Source organism: Nostoc sp. (assembly GCF_036917315.1).
Taxonomy (GTDB): Bacteria; Cyanobacteriota; Cyanobacteriia; order Cyanobacteriales; family Nostocaceae; genus Nostoc.
Window position 1 is genome coordinate 114,567 of the sequence record NZ_JBALDR010000061.1, and the last position, 17,520, is coordinate 132,086.

17 protein-coding genes are annotated in these 17,520 nt (G+C 42.2%); 6 read left to right on the plus strand and 11 right to left on the minus strand.

What is annotated here, in order from left to right; all coding sequences use genetic code 11:
* Window positions 1-2 precede the first annotated feature (2 nt).
* Window positions 3-998, minus strand: a complete 996-nt coding sequence (gene ygfZ / locus V7K84_RS28765) for a CAF17-like 4Fe-4S cluster assembly/insertion protein YgfZ (protein WP_334843237.1) — start codon at window positions 996-998, stop codon at window positions 3-5.
* A gap of 216 nt (window positions 999-1,214) precedes the next feature.
* Between ygfZ and V7K84_RS28770 the strand changes: the two genes are divergently transcribed.
* Window positions 1,215-1,574 carry a hypothetical protein gene (locus V7K84_RS28770; protein WP_334843239.1) on the plus strand — a complete coding sequence of 120 codons (360 nt, stop codon included), beginning with the start codon at window positions 1,215-1,217 and terminating at the stop codon, window positions 1,572-1,574.
* On the plus strand, window positions 1,571-1,978 hold the full coding sequence (locus V7K84_RS28775) for an HNH endonuclease (protein WP_334843241.1): 408 nt from the start codon (window positions 1,571-1,573) through the stop codon (window positions 1,976-1,978). The genes V7K84_RS28770 and V7K84_RS28775 overlap by 4 nt, the downstream gene beginning before the upstream one ends.
* A gap of 59 nt (window positions 1,979-2,037) precedes the next feature.
* Here V7K84_RS28775 and V7K84_RS28780 read toward each other — a convergent pair whose 3' ends face one another.
* Complete coding sequence (locus V7K84_RS28780; RefSeq protein ID WP_334843242.1) at window positions 2,038-2,526, minus strand: hypothetical protein; 489 nt, start codon at window positions 2,524-2,526, stop codon at window positions 2,038-2,040.
* A 163-nt stretch (window positions 2,527-2,689) separates the two neighbouring features.
* Between V7K84_RS28780 and V7K84_RS28785 the strand changes: the two genes are divergently transcribed.
* Window positions 2,690-4,618, plus strand: coding sequence for a serine/threonine protein kinase (locus V7K84_RS28785; RefSeq protein ID WP_334843245.1), 1,929 nt, complete (start codon window positions 2,690-2,692; stop codon window positions 4,616-4,618).
* Window positions 4,619-4,788: 170 nt separating this feature from the next.
* Here V7K84_RS28785 and V7K84_RS28790 read toward each other — a convergent pair whose 3' ends face one another.
* From V7K84_RS28790 to ndhL, 4 genes are all read right to left on the minus strand, one after another.
* A complete protein-coding gene (locus V7K84_RS28790; protein WP_334843246.1) occupies window positions 4,789-5,457 on the minus strand; it encodes a heterocyst differentiation related protein in 669 nt (222 codons plus the stop codon).
* A gap of 236 nt (window positions 5,458-5,693) precedes the next feature.
* On the minus strand, window positions 5,694-6,521 hold the full coding sequence (trpA, locus tag V7K84_RS28795; RefSeq protein WP_334843247.1) for a tryptophan synthase subunit alpha: 828 nt from the start codon (window positions 6,519-6,521) through the stop codon (window positions 5,694-5,696).
* 114 nt (window positions 6,522-6,635) lie between these two features.
* Window positions 6,636-6,947 carry a DUF3007 family protein gene (locus V7K84_RS28800; RefSeq protein ID WP_094347180.1) on the minus strand — a complete coding sequence of 104 codons (312 nt, stop codon included), beginning with the start codon at window positions 6,945-6,947 and terminating at the stop codon, window positions 6,636-6,638.
* Between the two features lie 24 nt (window positions 6,948-6,971).
* A complete protein-coding gene (gene ndhL / locus V7K84_RS28805; RefSeq protein WP_094347179.1) occupies window positions 6,972-7,184 on the minus strand; it encodes an NAD(P)H-quinone oxidoreductase subunit L in 213 nt (70 codons plus the stop codon).
* 1,114 nt (window positions 7,185-8,298) lie between these two features.
* Between ndhL and V7K84_RS28810 the strand changes: the two genes are divergently transcribed.
* On the plus strand, window positions 8,299-9,621 hold the full coding sequence (locus V7K84_RS28810; RefSeq protein WP_334843249.1) for a hypothetical protein: 1,323 nt from the start codon (window positions 8,299-8,301) through the stop codon (window positions 9,619-9,621).
* Between the two features lie 12 nt (window positions 9,622-9,633).
* Here V7K84_RS28810 and V7K84_RS28815 read toward each other — a convergent pair whose 3' ends face one another.
* Window positions 9,634-10,554 (minus strand): lysylphosphatidylglycerol synthase domain-containing protein, encoded by a 921-nt coding sequence (locus V7K84_RS28815; RefSeq protein ID WP_334843250.1) that lies wholly within the window; start codon window positions 10,552-10,554, stop codon window positions 9,634-9,636.
* A 337-nt stretch (window positions 10,555-10,891) separates the two neighbouring features.
* Here V7K84_RS28815 and V7K84_RS28820 point away from each other — a divergent pair, with 337 nt between their 5' ends.
* Window positions 10,892-11,491 (plus strand): hypothetical protein, encoded by a 600-nt coding sequence (locus V7K84_RS28820; protein WP_334843251.1) that lies wholly within the window; start codon window positions 10,892-10,894, stop codon window positions 11,489-11,491.
* A 635-nt stretch (window positions 11,492-12,126) separates the two neighbouring features.
* On the opposite strand, the gene V7K84_RS28825 is transcribed toward V7K84_RS28820, so the two are convergent.
* From V7K84_RS28825 to V7K84_RS28840, 4 genes are all read right to left on the minus strand, one after another.
* Window positions 12,127-12,690 carry a retropepsin-like aspartic protease family protein gene (locus V7K84_RS28825; RefSeq protein ID WP_334843253.1) on the minus strand — a complete coding sequence of 188 codons (564 nt, stop codon included), beginning with the start codon at window positions 12,688-12,690 and terminating at the stop codon, window positions 12,127-12,129.
* 485 nt (window positions 12,691-13,175) lie between these two features.
* Window positions 13,176-13,949 carry a nucleoside phosphorylase gene (locus tag V7K84_RS28830; RefSeq protein ID WP_334843255.1) on the minus strand — a complete coding sequence of 258 codons (774 nt, stop codon included), beginning with the start codon at window positions 13,947-13,949 and terminating at the stop codon, window positions 13,176-13,178.
* Window positions 13,950-13,990: 41 nt separating this feature from the next.
* Window positions 13,991-14,554: a hypothetical protein gene (locus V7K84_RS28835; protein WP_334843256.1), complete on the minus strand. Its 564-nt coding sequence runs from the start codon at window positions 14,552-14,554 to the stop codon at window positions 13,991-13,993.
* Window positions 14,555-14,677: 123 nt separating this feature from the next.
* Window positions 14,678-15,289, minus strand: a complete 612-nt coding sequence (locus V7K84_RS28840) for a macro domain-containing protein (RefSeq protein WP_334843258.1) — start codon at window positions 15,287-15,289, stop codon at window positions 14,678-14,680.
* Window positions 15,290-15,455: 166 nt separating this feature from the next.
* On the opposite strand from V7K84_RS28840, the gene fusA reads away from it, so the two are divergent.
* Window positions 15,456-17,459 carry an elongation factor G gene (gene fusA, locus V7K84_RS28845; protein WP_334843260.1) on the plus strand — a complete coding sequence of 668 codons (2,004 nt, stop codon included), beginning with the start codon at window positions 15,456-15,458 and terminating at the stop codon, window positions 17,457-17,459.
* Window positions 17,460-17,520: the final 61 nt, after the last annotated feature.

Below are 17,520 nucleotides of genomic sequence, written 5' to 3' on the forward strand. Positions count from 1 at the left end.
ACTTACGGATATTCGTGAGAAACAAACGGGATTTCTATGACTTCACCCTCAGTTTCTCCCACTTTGACTTTTAAGCCTACGCCACCAGCTTTGGTGCGAATGTAACCTAGTCCAAAGTAACCATCCACGGTTTGGGTGTAACTAGTCAGTTTGCCGACCTTTTCATCTCCAACTGCGATCGCACTTCCAACTTCTACAGGGGCACTGAGGCGGATACCCAAAAGGTGTTGTTTTACACCTTTATATGTGTTTAACCGAGCAATAGTTTCTTGCCCAATATAGCAACCTTTAGTAAAAGAAATTGTTTGCCACAAACCAACTTCCAGAGGATTGTAATCATCTGTGAGTTCCGCATCTGGAGCGGGGCGACCTTGTAAAATTCGCAAAGCATCCCAGGCGCGATCGCTCATCTCTACCGCCCCAGCTTCTAACAATTTGTTCCACACCGTTTCTTTGTCAGTATAGGGGAAAGTAAAGGTGTATCCAGGCGCAGCTAACCCACTACCCACAGCAATTCGCACGCCCTCAGCCGGAGCGATCGTGTATACTTTATGACTAGCGTAAGGTTGGCCGATGAGTTCGCCAATACCCAACTTTTCTAAAACAGCGTCGCTTCCCGGACCAATGAGGCTGAAGGTATTGGTGTATTGGGTAATATCAGATAATTCCACCTTATCTGCATAGAAAATATATTTATCCAGCCATTCCATGAGATATTGGCGGCGGTTAGGCGAAACTAGCAGGATTACCGCATCTTCTCTAACGTAGGCGGTTGCTAAATCAATTGTTCTGGCTGTGGAAGTCACGAAAACAGTATCACAACCTTGTCCTGGCTTGAGTATTTGGAAATTGTTAGTACTTTGGTTGTGTAAGAAATTCAGGCGATCGTCGCCAGCTACTTTGATGCGTCCCCAAGCGGTGCGATCGCATATAGCAACCCCAACTCTGGCGGCTTGGATAGCTGCTGCGTCTTTATCGTTAAGTGTAGATGTTGGCATAGCGATGAGAAGTTGCCCTGTTTCAATGTTGTCGCACTGGAAATCTTAGCAAATAAGCGTTTGTGGCTTCAATGCATCTCTGGTTTTCTTGTATAGTAAATTAGGAAATATACTTATAGTAACTATTTATACACGATACTTATAAAATTAAACCAATAGATTGATTTGTAGCTAGACTTATAGCTAATAGATTGATTTAAAAAACAACAGAGCTAGATGATGCAAATCACTGTTGAGGTATCTGAGGAGCTAGGACAGCAATTACAGCAGTTCCAAGACCGTTTACAAGAGATAGTAGAACGCGGTTTCCAAGAGTTATTGAACGAACAGTCTGGCAATTTTCTCGACGAGAAAGAGATTATTGGATTGTTAGCTAGTCAGCCTACATCAGAACAAATTCTGGCAATCCGACCCTCACCGGAATTCCAAAGTCGTGTAAGTGATTTACTCGCACAAAGTAAAGCAGGAACACTTTCAGCGAAGGGTGAAGCTGAACTAGAACGCCATCTGACTATAGAACATCTTGTGCGTATGGCAAAAGCTCATGTCTTCGAGCAATTACGCCAAAATCCATGACTTATGTATCAGCCCAGTTGCGGAAACTCGTAATTGAACGAGCGAACCAAAGGTGTGAGTACTGCTTATTTCCTCAGAGTGCTGCACTATTTAGTTTTGAGATGGAACATATTATTGCTGAAAAACATCGTGGCACTACTGAAGCAGAGAATCTAGCTCTCGCCTGTCCATACTGTAATCGTGCAAAGGGTACTGATTTGGGGTCAATCGATCCTGAAACAGGGAAACTAACACCCTTTTTCAATCCAAGGACTCAAAAATGGAGCGATCACTTTCAGATGAATGGAGCAGAGATTGCATCATTGACAGCAGAAGGGCGAGTAACTGTTGCAATTCTCCAATTCAATCAATCAGAGCGCTTAGAAGAACGGGACAGGTTGATTTTAGCAGGTCAGTATTCTTAAGTTTACTAAGAGTGCGATCGCCTGTAATAAAGTAGCAGATGCGATCGCACGTAATTCTCTCAGCTCTCTGGTAATTTAGCAAACGCCTGCTCAACCAACTCCTTTGACTTAGCATCCAAACGCAGCCAATCCACTTCACCGAATTCATCGATTAAACTAGTATCAATATCAGCAACTTCCTTCTGTGGTGTGTATTCAAGAAAACACACTTCATAACACAGTTCCCACAAATCGATACTCGCTTCTTGCTGTTGACGCTGCAAACGTAGATGATATCCTGGATGGGGCATCGGCAGACGAGCCAGAGTTCCTCTGATTTCATCTGCTTCTTGGGGTGTTGCAGTTTCCATTGCTTGCAACAGTTCAGTCACCAATGCTTTGATTTCATCAGTGGTGCTAGGCGGCCAAATCAGGACATCGTGGTAAGTTCCTGTCCAGGAAGATTCATCAAGCTGCTTGCGGATATTGTCGATAACGCGAATGAAAGCAGGTTGCATGAGGATTTCAGCCTGCTGCCATGCAACTGGATTTGTTATTTTAGGTGGCATTGGTAATAAACAGGGGCACTAAAAGAAAAATAAACAGTCTGCGTTTATTAAAAAGCTGCGTTTTTAATCTAAATCTTTTCTCAAGATAGCGGATTTCATTGAAGAAAATTTGGAGATATTTATTACCAGCTGGAAAATTAGGTAATAACTCTGGGGAGGGAATATGATAGGCAAGCTACTAGACCATCGTTACCAAGTAATTCGAGTCCTCGCGATGGGAGGATTTGGTCAAACCTACATTGCCCAAGATACTAGGCGGCCCGGCAATCCCATTTGCGTTGTCAAGCACCTTAAACCCGGAACTGACTCCAGAGTTTTTGATACTGCTAAACGCCTGTTCAGCAGCGAAGCCGAAACTTTAGAAAAATTGGGCAACCATGACCAAATACCGAGGCTGCTAGCGTATTTTGACGAAAACCAAGAATTTTATTTAGTACAAGAATATATTGAAGGACATACGCTAGCTGAAGAACTTATACCTGGTAAGCGCTGGAGTGAAAGCCAAGTAGTTCAACTGTTGCAGGAAGTTCTGGAGATTCTGGAATTTGTCCATCGCCAAGGCGTGATTCACCGCGATATCAAACCGGATAATATCATCCGTCGCGCCTCAGATAATAAGTTAGTTTTAGTTGATTTTGGAGCAGTGAAGCAACTGCGTACACAACTGGTAACAGTGGGCGGACAAGCCTCTGCGACAGTGGTTATCGGCACTCCTGGCTATATGCCCACAGAACAAGGGCAAGGTAAACCCCGTCCCAACAGCGACATCTATTCCCTTGGCATCATCGCCATTCAAGCATTAACAGGATTACAGCCAACAGAATTGCAAGAAGACCCGGAGACGGGGGAAATTATCTGGCGGCATTCAGTAACTGTGAACCATCGACTGGCGGCAGTATTGTCCAAGATGGTGCGTTATCATTTCAAAGACCGCTACCAAAATGCCACGGAAGCACTGCAAGCGTGTAAAGACGCGATTAATCCAGTACCTGCACTTTCCGCACCTCAAGAAGTCGCCAACAATTCCAGTTACCAAGCAGCCAAATCCCAGCCTCAAGTATCTCGGCTGCAAACTATTGCATTTGCACCAGCAAATCCTATCCCTGCTAAACCTGCGCGTAAAGACTCTAGTAAATCCGACCCCTGGCCGATATTAATTGGCATATTACTGGCGGGTGGTGCAGCTGCCTTGGTAGCAAATGTATATCCAAATGTGAAAAATTTAGCTTTAAATCTTACAGGTAAGGATACCTCTTTAGCAAACAAATGCTCGGCTGTTGTTGTCGGAAATTCTAATATCCGTTCTGAACCTAGTTCGATAAATTCTGATAATATTGTGCAAACTGTTGCTAATAACACCAATTTCGAGGTGACTGGCAAGCGAACAAAAGCAGGTTGGATAGAAGTTAAACTTAAATCTGGTCGTTTGGCTTGGGCACACCCGACCGTAATAACTAATAATCAGGAATGGGGTTCTTGCCTACGTGAAAATGGCATTGCAACTAGGATTGTAGATGATAGTAGCTTGATTGCGACTCGAACAATTCCTCAGCCAAAACCAAAATCTAAGGATGTAGTAACTCCATTACCAGAAAAGCCTAAGGGGTCAACTGACGACACTGAGAAATCAGAACGATCGCAGCCTAACGATAACAGTGCCAATATTGTAGAAGAAGCAAAAAAGAAGTACGATTCAGGAGATATAATTGGAGCGATCGCACTTTTAAGATCGGTTCCAGCAAATGCTGCTTCTGGTATCCAAGAGACGGGCAAAATGATTGCCCAGTGGCAAGAAGATTGGGCTAAAGCAGAGGCGTTATCTAATGAGATAAATAAAGCAATAGATGATGGGAAATGGGATAAAGTTTTAGATTATAGAAACCATCCAGAAAAATTGCCTAATACTAAATACTGGCGAAATAGAATAGAACCATTATTTAAAAAAGCAGCCGAAAATCTGGCAAAACAGACACTAACTCAGCTAGAAAATCAAGGTAAGCAGAAAAATACCCAACAGAAACTTCCCGATACGAACCAACCTGAAACCACACAGAGTCCCAATACCACAGAAACTCCTAAAAGCAGCTTTTAACAGTTATCAGTAAACACAGTTATTCCTTGTTTCCAGCTTCTTCTGACTGGGAATGACTAAAGGAGGGCTGTCGCCTCTCGGATTCGCAACAGTAGCTCAATAAATCTCGTTTCCAAGTTATACCTGGAAACGAGATTTTAAATAGGTATTTATCTGTGGTTTTATTTTCCCTATCCGTGCATTTCGTCGTATTCTTGGGCTTCAACTCGTCTTGCTTCCATCCGCGAAGCAGGCAGAAACTCAGCACGACGGACTGGAACCAAAGGCGGCGTATTTCCTTGGTAAGGGTGAATAACTTGTACAGTACGGGCTGGACGCTGCCGTGGTGAGAACAAAGCCAATACCCCAGCGACAACAACACCACCGCCAATAGTGAGAGTTGCGCCTCCCACAGCCCAAAGCACGGGTGAAGACCACCAATTATTTTGCGGCTGGAATGTTGCTGCTGTTTTTGGTTGGTTATTCTGCTGGGCTAATTGCCACTGCTGCTGAGTATTGAAATTTTGGACTTGGCCCTGGAGTTGTTGATTTTGCAACTTTAGCTGTTCATTGTCGTTTTTTAAACGCTCCAGTTGCATCTGCGTGTTCAGTTTCTCCATCTCTAGCCGCTGGTCAGTACTGGTACCAGTCGGTGGCTGAACCTGACCAGGATACACTGGTTGCCCATAAGGCCCGTAAGGATACATTTGTGGCTGCATTCCTTGGGGCGTTACTACACCTGGCATTTGTGGAGCAACAGCAAAGTTAGGTTGTAGAGGGGTATTTGTTCCTTTGAGCAATACGAGAGCCGCCAGCCCAGCTACGGCAACCCCGCCGATAAACGCCATACTCTCACTCATCGCCTTTGCTCCTCGATTGCGACGTAACTATAATCATTTGTGACTGACTCACTCTCACACTCATAAATTATGCCTACTTAATTTCACATAATACTCAAACTATAAGCGACTCTATCAGCTAGTTTTTTTACATCATCATATCTGATGTTAATATTCAAGACCATAATGGTCAAATTGTCTACCAAACAAGGATAGAAAAACTACACTGTTATACTTTTTTAATCTACTTTCTCCGTCTAATCAAGAGCAGTATTTGTGCTGGTATTGGTCGTCTTGATGGCTGCCTTGAGACTTTGGCAAAATTGGGCGATCGCCGAAAGTCCCTGCTCTGGTGTCCCTTCTGCTAACCGTTTGACAACAGCGCTACCCACGATCGCACCATCTGCACCCCATTCCATTACCTGACGGGCTTGTTCAGCTTCAGATATTCCAAAGCCGACTGCAATCGGTTTATCAGTAACACTACGAATTTGTTTGAGTAAATCGGACACGCGGTTTTCCAGTTGCGATCGCACCCCTGTAACCCCAGTCACACTGACTAAATAAATAAATCCTTGAGAAGAACGAGCGATCGCTTCGATCCGTTCAGCCGAACTGGTGGGAGCAACCAACAAGATTACGTCAATTCCCTTCTCACTAGCTGCTTGGAGCAATCCTGCTGCTTCCTCTAAGGGCAAATCAGGTATTACTAATCCTGCAACCCCAGCCGCAGCAATTTGCCCAAGAAATTTTTCAATTCCCCGGTGCAAAATTGAGTTGTAATAGATCAACAGAACAATTGGCGATCGCAATTTGGGAGTAATCCCTTGCAGCATTTCTAGCACCTGCTCCAATTTCGTACCCCTTTGCAAGGCGCGAGTAGCAGCAGCTTGAATAACTGGCCCATCAGCCAGAGGATCGGAATAGGGTATACCCACTTCAATAATGTCGGCTCCATTACGATCTAGAACCTGCAAGGCTTTTGCTGTGGTTTCTAAATCGGGATCGCCAGCAGTGATAAACGGAATTAGGGCGCACTCACGATTGCGCCCAAGGGTTTTAAAGCAATCAGAAATCGCAGTCATTTAGTCAAGTGTCAATAGTCAGTGGTCATTGGTCATTGCTCATTAGCCATTGGTCATTAGTAAAGGACAAATGACTAATGACAAAGGACAAATAACAACTGACCAATGATAACTTTACACCTGAGATTGCTCTTCTTGTTCTATTTCGGCTTGAATTCGTGCGAGTTCTTCGGGAGTAAGCTCGTCTAGCCGCTTTTGCAGAAAGTCTTGCTCATACTGTTCCCGCTGTTGGTGGTAGGTCATTTTTTGTCCCACCGCACGGAAAAAATAGGTGGCTAACCAGCCAACTAAGGCACTGACTAGCAAGACTTGGCTCCATATACCAGCTTTTTGATTATCCAAACCGACTAGCTGCAATCCTAAGTATGCCAAGCCACCGGCAATAAAAACACCCAAGCCAATTCCAATCGCGTCAATCCGTCGCATGAGAGTTATGACCTACCAATCTCGTTAAACTTGAACTTGTCGCCGTTGGGGTCGGAAATTTGCAAACGGCGATAGAACCAACAGACCCGGAAAGAAGAAAAACACCAAAAAGTACATAAAGACACGCTCAATGGAGCTAGCTACATACCAACGCTGTTTCAGGTACAGCAAAACAGCAATGGGGATTACCAAAAGGTAAGCTCCAGCCAAAATCAGATATAGCAGGGCGACAATCATAACTTTCAAGTCTTAAGCATCTGTTTTCCATCATAGGCTGAAGAGACAAACAAGAGAGAAGTATAGTCATAATGCTTTCAACATAACTGCGCCAGAATTCCTCGAAACCGCTAACAAGGAGGCAAATCGCAGCTTTGGCTAGCTGGAGTACTTTTACAATGGGCGATTCAACGGATTGCATGACAAAAGCTAATATCATGCTATTATGTGAATCCACTAGCAAAATGCTCTAGTCAGACAAGATCGAAAACTCATCCAGATTATTACGAGAAAACAAAGAAAACTTCCAAATTTGGGAAGCGATCGCACATTCTGGAAAAAATATTTTCAATCTAGTTGGACAAAAGACACAATTGATGGTGGAATAGATAAGGAGGTATTTGCTACCTCTAAAAAATAACTAGTTATACTAGTTGCCAAACACCTGCGGGGGTGTGGCGGAATGGTAGACGCTACGGACTTAAATAATTGAGCCTTGAAGGAGAAATCCCTCAAGTGGAAGCTCTCAAACTCAGGGAAACCTAAATCTGGTGACAGACATGGCAATCCTGAGCCAAGCCGAAGAAAGTCCTGAGTCATGAGTGATGAGTGGTGAGTAAATTTAAAACTCTTAACTCCTAACTCCTAACTCATAACTGTTCGGAAGGTGCAGAGACCCGACGGGAGCTACCCTAACGTTAAGTCGAGGGTAAAGGGAGAGTCCAATTCTCAAAATCCGAGTTGGCTATTGTCATCAGGTAGCAGTGAAAACTGCGGGAGAATGAAAATCCGTTGACCGTAATAGGTCGTGTGGGTTCAAGTCCCTCCACCCCCACTAAAAATTTAATACCGAAAGGCTTCGATAGAAGTTATGGGCGGGTTAAATCTAAATCATAGATTAACTCGCCCATATAGTTATTTATGTATGGTCTTTTATGGTTATAAGTAAGTAATTTCACTGGATTATTTGATGAAGCATTAAACAATTTATCTTTAATACTTTATTTATAGTCTTAGTTCATCAAATTTGTGTAAAAAGATTACTGAATCTCTGACAAATAGATTGATGCTACTGTTCGCCAAGGTTAAGCTGGTAATAATATGAACAGGAAGCCTTTTTGTCCTGATAACTGAAATGACCGCTAATCGTTTATCAATTACTCAGGAAAATCCCCATTGTGCTACGTCTAACTCTAGCCAACTAGATGTGCAAACTGCCCAAGAGGAAGTTTATAGCTTCTTTGTGGAAATTGTCAAGAAATTGCCACCAGAGGATGTTTTACGTGAATTCAAAGGTTTGTTTATAGACGGTCTTGATTCCGAATATTCTGATTATATACCTGGAATATATAGTGTTTTTCTAGATGAGCATGAACAGGAATTATATAATACACTGAAGCGGTGTTGTTACATCATAGTTAATAATTGGAAAAGTAATCGAAAAGACAAATATATCCAAGATTTAGTTAATTTATTTGTTAATGAAAATCTGAAAATTAAGGAAAATAATCCTCCAGTAGTAAAAACTTGTAAAATCTGGCTAGATAATTTTGCCAAGAGCAAAGATTACAAGGAACTGAAATTATTTGCTACTAAATATGAAGAATCATCTAAAGGTCATTGGGCTAATCGCTACACTTCCTATTTATTGATCGATCAATCTGTTAATAATAAGAACCCTAAAGAACAGCAAGAGGCTGCTAGGAGGCTTTCTAAACAGATAAAAGAGAAATTTAAGTTTGAACTCGCAATGTATATTGCTCGTTCTCAATCTGCCGTCTCAAGCACAACACGCTATAAAAATCCCAGTATTTTGGGAGATCAAGCTCTGCGATTAATAAAAGCAATTGTCTTAAAAAGAGGTGTGTTTAGTCATGATAATATTGCCCATATATTTATCAAACAAACTGAAAATCAAACTCTGAAAAATTTTAAAATAAACCTAGAAAAATATCTATTTTTTTCTGTAGAAAACCAAACCTCAGTTGAGACTTGGCGGCAGCATTTTGCACATAATTTATCCTTATGGAAGACGGATCATAATCAAGAAATTATCACTAAAGAATTTTTCTTGAGAACTTGTAATCGAGTGATTGATTACTTTACAACAGAAAATGGTAAAGAACCTGCGGACTTATTTCTATTATTAATTAACCAAGGTCATGCTTTAACCTTGGTGATTATGTTATTAAAGATTATTTTAATTTGTAAAAATTCCCGCAGACATTTAGAAACTCGGATTGCTCATTTGATTCGTTTTTACGAAAACTATTCCGAAGAGGAATGCAAAGGGGTAATAAATTTTATCGAGATTTTTAATATCACGTTCGCTATTTATGCAGAAAATGTAGAATATAACTTGATTAAGATGGAAGAAGAGGAGCAAAGCAGTAATCAGCAATTAAATCTGGATGGTTATCGTGTGTTTTCACAGATGAAGGTAGATAGACAAAAATGAGTTTTACCTGATTCATGATTTCGCAAGACGTTCGTCTAACCAAGCCAGAGCAGCACCCGCAGTTTCAGCTAGAATACTAATGAGGCGATATAGAGCGATCGCACTAAATACTAAGGCAGCTGGAAAGTGGTGCCGTAAAAGTTCATACGCAGTCGCTTCAAAGACACCTAATCCCCCAGGCGCACCCGGTATCACAAACCCTAACAACCAAGCGCAACTAAAAGCCCCTAACAACAAAGGAATTTGATTCGCATTCAACGAACCCAAGGCAAACATAGTTAGTATAAAGCCAGTGGCGCGTAATCCCATAAAGCCCACTTCTCCTAACAAAGGGCGTAAAGGGTAGCTTTTAAGGCTGAAGGGAACAGTTGGTTGGGTGGTAGCAGCAGACTTTTTTGCTTTTAATTTGTACAAAAAGCGAATAACTGGGTTCAAAAACCAGGGATGAATCGCACCAAGGACTACAGCTAAACTGAGAAATTGTAGTACTTGTATAACAAGGGTAGTATTCGCTGCTGCAAACTGGCTACTGCATAAGACAATGATGATTAAAGCAGCCGCTAGCATGAGTAGGGCTTCTAGCAAAACGCTTAAGGTGGCTGCACCTGTAGGAATATTGGCATTTTTGGCGGCGACAATTCGCCCGTAGTGATGCCAGATATTACCTGGTAAATACTTCGCAATGTTCGTTTTTAGGTAAACTTGGATGAATTGAGGAGATGATACAGGTTGATTTAATTCTTGCAAAATCCAAGTCCAGATCCAGCCTGCCCAAGTATGTGCTAGTAAAGTTACCCCTGTAGCGATCGCCATAACTGCCCATCCTACCCCATCAATGCGGATAGCTGTCACCCCAATCCAATTATCCTTCAAAGCTTTTCCTAAAAAAAACAGTGTCCCTCCCAAAATTATCCAGCGTAAAAATTGCTTCATAAATTTAGTCATTTAATGGTAGAGCAACAAAGGCTAAATACTCAAATATTATGGGACATCAGCCATATATCCAAAAGCTTTTGAAGTATCAAACAGGTTGATGTAGCTCTTTGCCCAACAATCATATTATTTTAGTTTATATCTCTCTATAGTTAGATAAAATTATTCCTTTTGTGCTAATTAAAATGTGACTTGCGCTAGAGGTAAAACTTATTTAATTATTATTATCATTAAATAAAGTTATTATTCTTTACTGAATGCTTGGGATACAAAAGTAATTCCAAATGCTATGTTGGTTGAAGTTTAACTAGTCACAAAAATGCAAGGAGTGAAAACTATGAAAAAAGCAATGACTTGGCTGAGAAATATTCGTCCTTTGAAAGTTTTAACTGTTTTTTTAGCAGGGATATTCCTATTTTTGACTCAGGCTTGTGGTGCTCCAGGAGTAGCATCACAGCCACCACAGCCTGGTTATCAAGCACCTAATGTTGAGCGAGCTGATTCCACTAAAGATTATCCTCTGAATTCTCCTGCCGGTGGGATGAATAACTTTAGTGATGTAGATCCTAGAGCGATAGATGAAAAGGCAGCTAATGACAGAGCTGAGGCGTTAGTGAAAAATGCTCAAAAGAATATCGATCGGAAGGGAGTTGACAGTCGAGAGCAATATGGCCGGAATTTTCAGCAAGGGACACCCCTTGGTGAAAGAGTAAAAAACCTGGGTGAAGATATCGGCAGTTCCGCTGATGAATTGCGCGAAGGTCTTGTAAAGGGGACTCAGCGAGGAATTGAAAATATCAAGGGTAATACCCAGAATGCTACCGAAGACGTGACAAAAAATGTAAAGCGTGGGGCTGACGATGCTGGTAAAAACGTTAAGCGCACAGCGGAAGATGCAGGTGATGCAGTGAAGGGAGCAGTCAGAAATGTTGATTGAAATTAGTCTTTCAATCTTTTGCAAAAATATCAAAGCGCCCACAGACTTATAGTCTGGTGCTACTAAGCAAAGCCTGTCTACGCAGGCTTTGTTTTGGTTTGAGATGGGATTTAATTCAATACGGTTCACTTAAGGCTAAAAACTAAAACTGGCGTAGGTTGGGTTGAGGAACGAAACCCAACATTATTAAAGATTTGTTGGGTTAAGCGTAAGTGAAACCCAACCTAGTATTGTTCTTAACCCCCTAACGCCATTCCCGCTTCGGGAAGGGGGAACAATTCAAAGCCTCTCTCCTTTAAGGAGCTACGGTGTACACACAAGTCGTGAAATTCCACCTGAGACTTGGTTTAGTCCTCTAGCTTTAGGTTCTGCGATCGCTCTGAAAGCCTGTCCGCAGCGAGGAGGAACGACGAAACAATCGCTTTAACTCACGGGATTATGTGATTACTTCGCTCCTTTGTCACTGCGCTCTTCATGACAATTTAAGGGGTCTATAACGCCTGAAACCCTTTCAGATAGTACTTGTGTGTACACCGTAGCCTTTAAGGAGAGAGGAATGGAAGTGAGGTCAAAATTGTACCTCACGCTTATCGAAAACCGCTATAAAAACCTCAAGAAGTTACAAGCTGCAAGCATTAGCGGTGATGAAATTCTACCTCTTTCTCCAAAATCTTGATGTCATAGTTGCCAAAGAAATCGTGACCTAGTAGCCCAATGCTTGCTTTTGGTGCGATCGCTACTTGAAGATTATTGGCTGTAACTCCACCTACTGCAATAGATTTTACCTTACTGGTTGAGAATTTTACTTCACTACCATCAGCAATTTGGGCTTGCATTGTACCTGTAGCCTGTAGTTGCAGTGTATTCGCCATATCTTGAGTGATAATGGTTCCACTGGCACCTGTATCTACAATCATTTCAAAGGTTTTTTTGTCGTTGAAGGTGACATCAATCACAGGAGTTCCACCAAAACGGCGTTTGATTGAGACTCGAAAAACTTTATTGTCTGAAGGTGCGGCTATGATATTGCCACAAATTCTTCCCAATCCAACAGTTTTACCAGAGGAAGTTATCATGTAACACGCTCCTGGATCGTCTGCTGTTGCCCGATGAGAGAATGCTAAAAATATCAGCGTCGGCATTAGTGCGATCGCAGCTAGATTAACGGTTGTAATCCAACGCCTCCAAGCATTCTTCATGTTATACTGCTCTCCAATTTTTGTGGTTACTCTTAATAGCTAAACTCATTATGGCGGCTGTAAAACATGGTGTTAAATAACAGGTTTTTAATATACAAATTCAAATTGTATCTATTTAAAATGGACATTCATAACGACTTTTTTAGTTTTAAATTAGCTAATTATTTATATATATCAACAATATAAAATTGCATCTTACTCAATACATCTTACATAGAATTACTGAGTGGTAAATTAAAGATTAGGTAAAGACATGATGAAACTACTTATACCAATTCTGTATGAAGATGACCCCAAACTATATGAGGAACGAACCGCAAAGAGCGCATACTCCTACGGAGAAGCAAGCTATGCGCAGCGTCTCGTAAGAGTTGGACACAAAGAAAGAAGAAGCCAATAAAATCTGGCGCAGCCTCACAAAGAAATGGTATTAGAGCAGATTCAATCTGACATACTGATAAGTTGGATAAGAGAAATTTGTTAGCTTACTCAAAGCTTGCTGCTGCATTTACAGCAGTTACGATCGCATTTTTAACAGCAATATCTTTTTGTTCGAGAATGATATTTTCACTATCAGTACGCGAAGCAACTACACCGCAAATAGCAGCAGCAGCAAAATCATATACTCCTGCCATTTTGAATAGTGTGCCGCATTCCATCTCGTAATTCAAGATATTTAAGCGCCGATATTCTTCTGTAATGCCATGCAGCGATCGCATTAAATTAGGATTTGCGGAATCAGTGCGTTCTTGTCCTTCGTAAAAAGTATCAACTGATGCCGTAATTCCGATGTAATGTTCAACGTTTAATTCTCGTGCTGCTTTAACTAAAGCGACTGTCAGAAAAGGATCGGCTGCGGCTGGATACTCCACTGGTGCTATATCATTCGCTGCACCTTGGCGACACAATGCTGCACTGCTAATAACAACACTACCGACTGGTATATAAGATTGAATGGAACCGCAAGTTCCAATGCGAATAATTTGCCGGATTCCTACTTGTACCAACTCATTGACAACAATACTTAATGAAGGCGCACCCATACCACTTGTAGCTGATAAGATGGAGCGACCATTCGGTAAGTATCCTACATAGCTATTGAGTCCGCGATTTTCTGACAACACGCGTACATCTTGTAAATAAATTTGGGCAATTAGGTGCGATCGCTCTGGGTCGCCAGATAATAGAGCAATGCTGGGAGGCGATGAACCTAAATCATCTTGCCCAAAGCCAATATGATAGAAAGGTTTATTTGGCATTAAATTTTAGATTTTAATTTTTAAATTTTAGATTATTTTACTTACGAACCGTTTTTACCTCTCCATGTAAGATGCCATTGGTCATAGAAATTAAATGGTGGAATAATTTTTTGGCGAATTTCTGCCATTTCTTCGGAGCGGTTAATACTTTGCATCAGATAACCACTTTTAAAGATAAGTTGATGAACTTCCTCATATTTATAAGCAGGTTGAAAGCCAAGATGAACATATAGGCTCTTAATAAAATTCTTGGCTACTAATAAGCTTCCTGTAAATTCAACAAGATGATTTAGTTCATCATAAATAGTACTAGGATGACCCACAGGTGTATCTCGAAGACAAGGAAATACACCCAGAAAATCTTTTGCTCTACCGTGTTTTACAATAAGTTTTTGTTTTAGGCTTAGAGTGATAATTAATTCTTTCAAGTAAAGTATTTCTTCTATTACGTTATAAGTGCAACAATAGCCTCGCCAACAAGCTGTTGTAACGGATTGAGGAGAAAAACCGTGCTGCGTTGGCTCAAATAATCCTACACCATCAACACCTACAATGCAGAATATTTGACTTTTATAAATTAATCCATCACTAATTTGACCAGTCATTTTTTGTTTTTATACAATTATCTATTTATTAATTAAGGTTCAGACCTACGCTTCAACCCAGATGAGTAAATTTTTTAAGACTTGTGCGTACACAAGAGGGAAGGGGGAGAGGTTCTTTCAAGATTACTGAATTGGTGTTCTAAAATCTCCTCCTTCCCATATCTGAAGTTGTCTTTCAGCCGCAACTATGCAATTAAGATGCTTGGGTGGATAGAGAAAATGATCGTAAGCTAATGCCATCTGTCTAGCAGCTTCAGTATATGGCACTCGTCCTATTCCCGTACCCAATCCAGGACAGGCAATGGTGTTAATTTTTTGCCTAGCGTGTTGATTATGCTGGCGAATTGCTAACAGCATCGCCCACATCGCAATATAAGGAATATCTGTCCCAGCAATAATCATGGGAACTCGCATAGTCGGTGTATGAGCCAAAAAAGGATGTTTGTAATGGCCTGTTTCCACAATCATTGATGTTCCCACAGGCTGTTCGCCCAAATAATCTTCAAGAATGCGCTGCTGGACTCTTGCCATTAAGGAAGGGCCGAAAAAACGGATAATTGCCGCATCTATGCCACCATCCATCATTCCGAAAGAGTTAGCAGGGCTGACCATACAATCAAAATCTGGCAACCACTCGAAATAGTTATTCACTATTTCTACATTGGGTAAATAATTAAAATTCTGTTGAAAGGCTGCACACAACAAAGAGTCAGGAGCTACCAATATCAATTTCAAGCTTTCATTTCCTCCGCTTGAATACCTATTTTAAACGTCAGCTAGGGCAAATATCAACTGTTTGTCTGTATTATCAGCCTTGTCTTTTATTTATACTACATATATAATACAAAATATATCGCCACTCAGTTGGTGATTGTTTGTCGCTTGAACAAAAGGAAATTTTATGGTTCCCCGAACACGCATCCGAAATATTGGTATCTCTGCCCACATTGACTCTGGTAAAACTACGCTGTCAGAGCGAATTCTCTTCTACACGGGCAGAATCCACGCTATTGAGGAAGTGCGGGGAGGCGGTAAGGGTGCAACGATGGATTTTATGCCAGAAGAAAAGCTGCATGGTATAACCATCACTTCCGCTGCTACCACCTGCCAGTGGCACGATACTCAAATTAACCTGATTGATACACCTGGACACGTAGATTTTACAATTGAAGTGGAACGCGCTCTGCGGGTATTGGATGGGGCAGTGATGGTGCTGTGTGCTGTGGCGGGTGTGCAGTCTCAATCCATTACGGTGGATCGGCAAATGAAGCGCTACCGTGTGCCGCGTTTGGCGTTCATCAACAAAATGGATCGGACGGGAGCAGATCCATTTCGTGTAGTACAGGGAATACGCGATCGCTTGCAACTAAATGCAGTATTGCTCCAGTATCCTATCGGTAGTGAAGACCAATTCCAGGGAATGATTGACCTGGTGGAAATGACTGCTGACTACTTTGAAGGTGAAAACGGCGAAAATTGGGTGAAAAAGCCAATTCCCGAACCTCTTAGGGATGAAGCGCAACAGGCACGGGATAAGCTACTAGATACTTTGTCGCTGTTCTCAGAACCGATGACCGAGATGCTACTGGCGGGTGAGGAGATTCCCAAAGAATTAATTTGGCAAACCATCCGACAGGCAACCTTGAGCCTAGAATTCACGCCTGTACTGCTGGGTTCGGCATTCAAAAATAAAGGAGTGCAAAACTTATTGGATACAGTTGCGCTTTATCTACCATCTCCCGTGGATAGAGAAGTGGTCAAAACCGCAGAGTCGGTGAGTGTCTACCCTAACCCCGATGCTTCTTTGGTGGCATTGGCATTTAAACTCACCGTTGAATCCTTTGGGCAGTTGACCTATACCCGAATTTACTCTGGGACGCTCAAACCCGGCGATACCGTCTACAACTCGCGGACTGAACAGCGGGTGCAAATCGGCCGCTTGGTGAGAATGCACGCCAATAAGCGAGAAGAGGTAAAAGTTGCCGTTGCTGGGGATATTGTGGCTCTGTTGGGTGTGGATTGTGCTTCTGGTGATACATTCTGTTCTGGGGAACCACTGGTATCTCTAGAGAAGATGTTTGTGCCGGAACCGGTGATTACGCTGGCAATTACGCCCAAGAAACAGGAAGATAGCGATCGCCTTTCTAAGGCACTCAATCGCTTTCAAAGGGAAGATCCCACCTTCCGGTTGAGCATCGACCCCGAATCAGGATCGACTCTGATTTCTGGGATGGGCGAACTCCACTTGGAAATTTACCTCGAACGCATCCAACGGGAATATAATGCCGAGGTTTACGTTGGTACTCCCGCCGTGGCGTACCGAGAAACCATTAGGCAACAAGCTACCTTTGACTACCGATTCAAAAAACAGTCAGGCGGCCCCGGTCAATACGCCCATATTACTGGGTGGATTGAACCCACAGATCAGCCGTTTGTCTTTGAGAATCGGGTGGCTGGGGGTGCGATTCCTAAAGAATATATCCCTGCTTGTGAGAAAGGTTTCCGTGAGGCGATGGAATCAGGAAAGCTGGAAGGCTATCCGGTAACTGGCGTGAAAGTCGTTCTGAATGGTGGTTCTTATCACCCAATTGACTCTTCAGAATTGGCTTTCCGGTCAGCGTCCCATCAGGCAATTGAGGGTGCGATCGCTAAAGCTAAACCCTACATCCTCGAACCCATCATGCTTGTAGAGGTGGAAACACCCAACGAGTTTATGGGAAGGGTTCAAGGTGACTTATCCTCCCGTCGGGGTTTGTTGTTGGGTTCCGAGACAATGCAGGGATACACGGTGATTCGAGCCGAAGTACCACTAGCGCGAATGTTTGGGTATTCTACAGAATTGCGATCGCTTACTTCTGGTATGGCTACTTTTTCAATGGAGTTTGCCTGCTATCGCCAGTCCTAACATCTTGAAGTAGCTTCTAGGGACACAGCCTAACTGTGTCCCTTTCAATTATCAGGAGGTT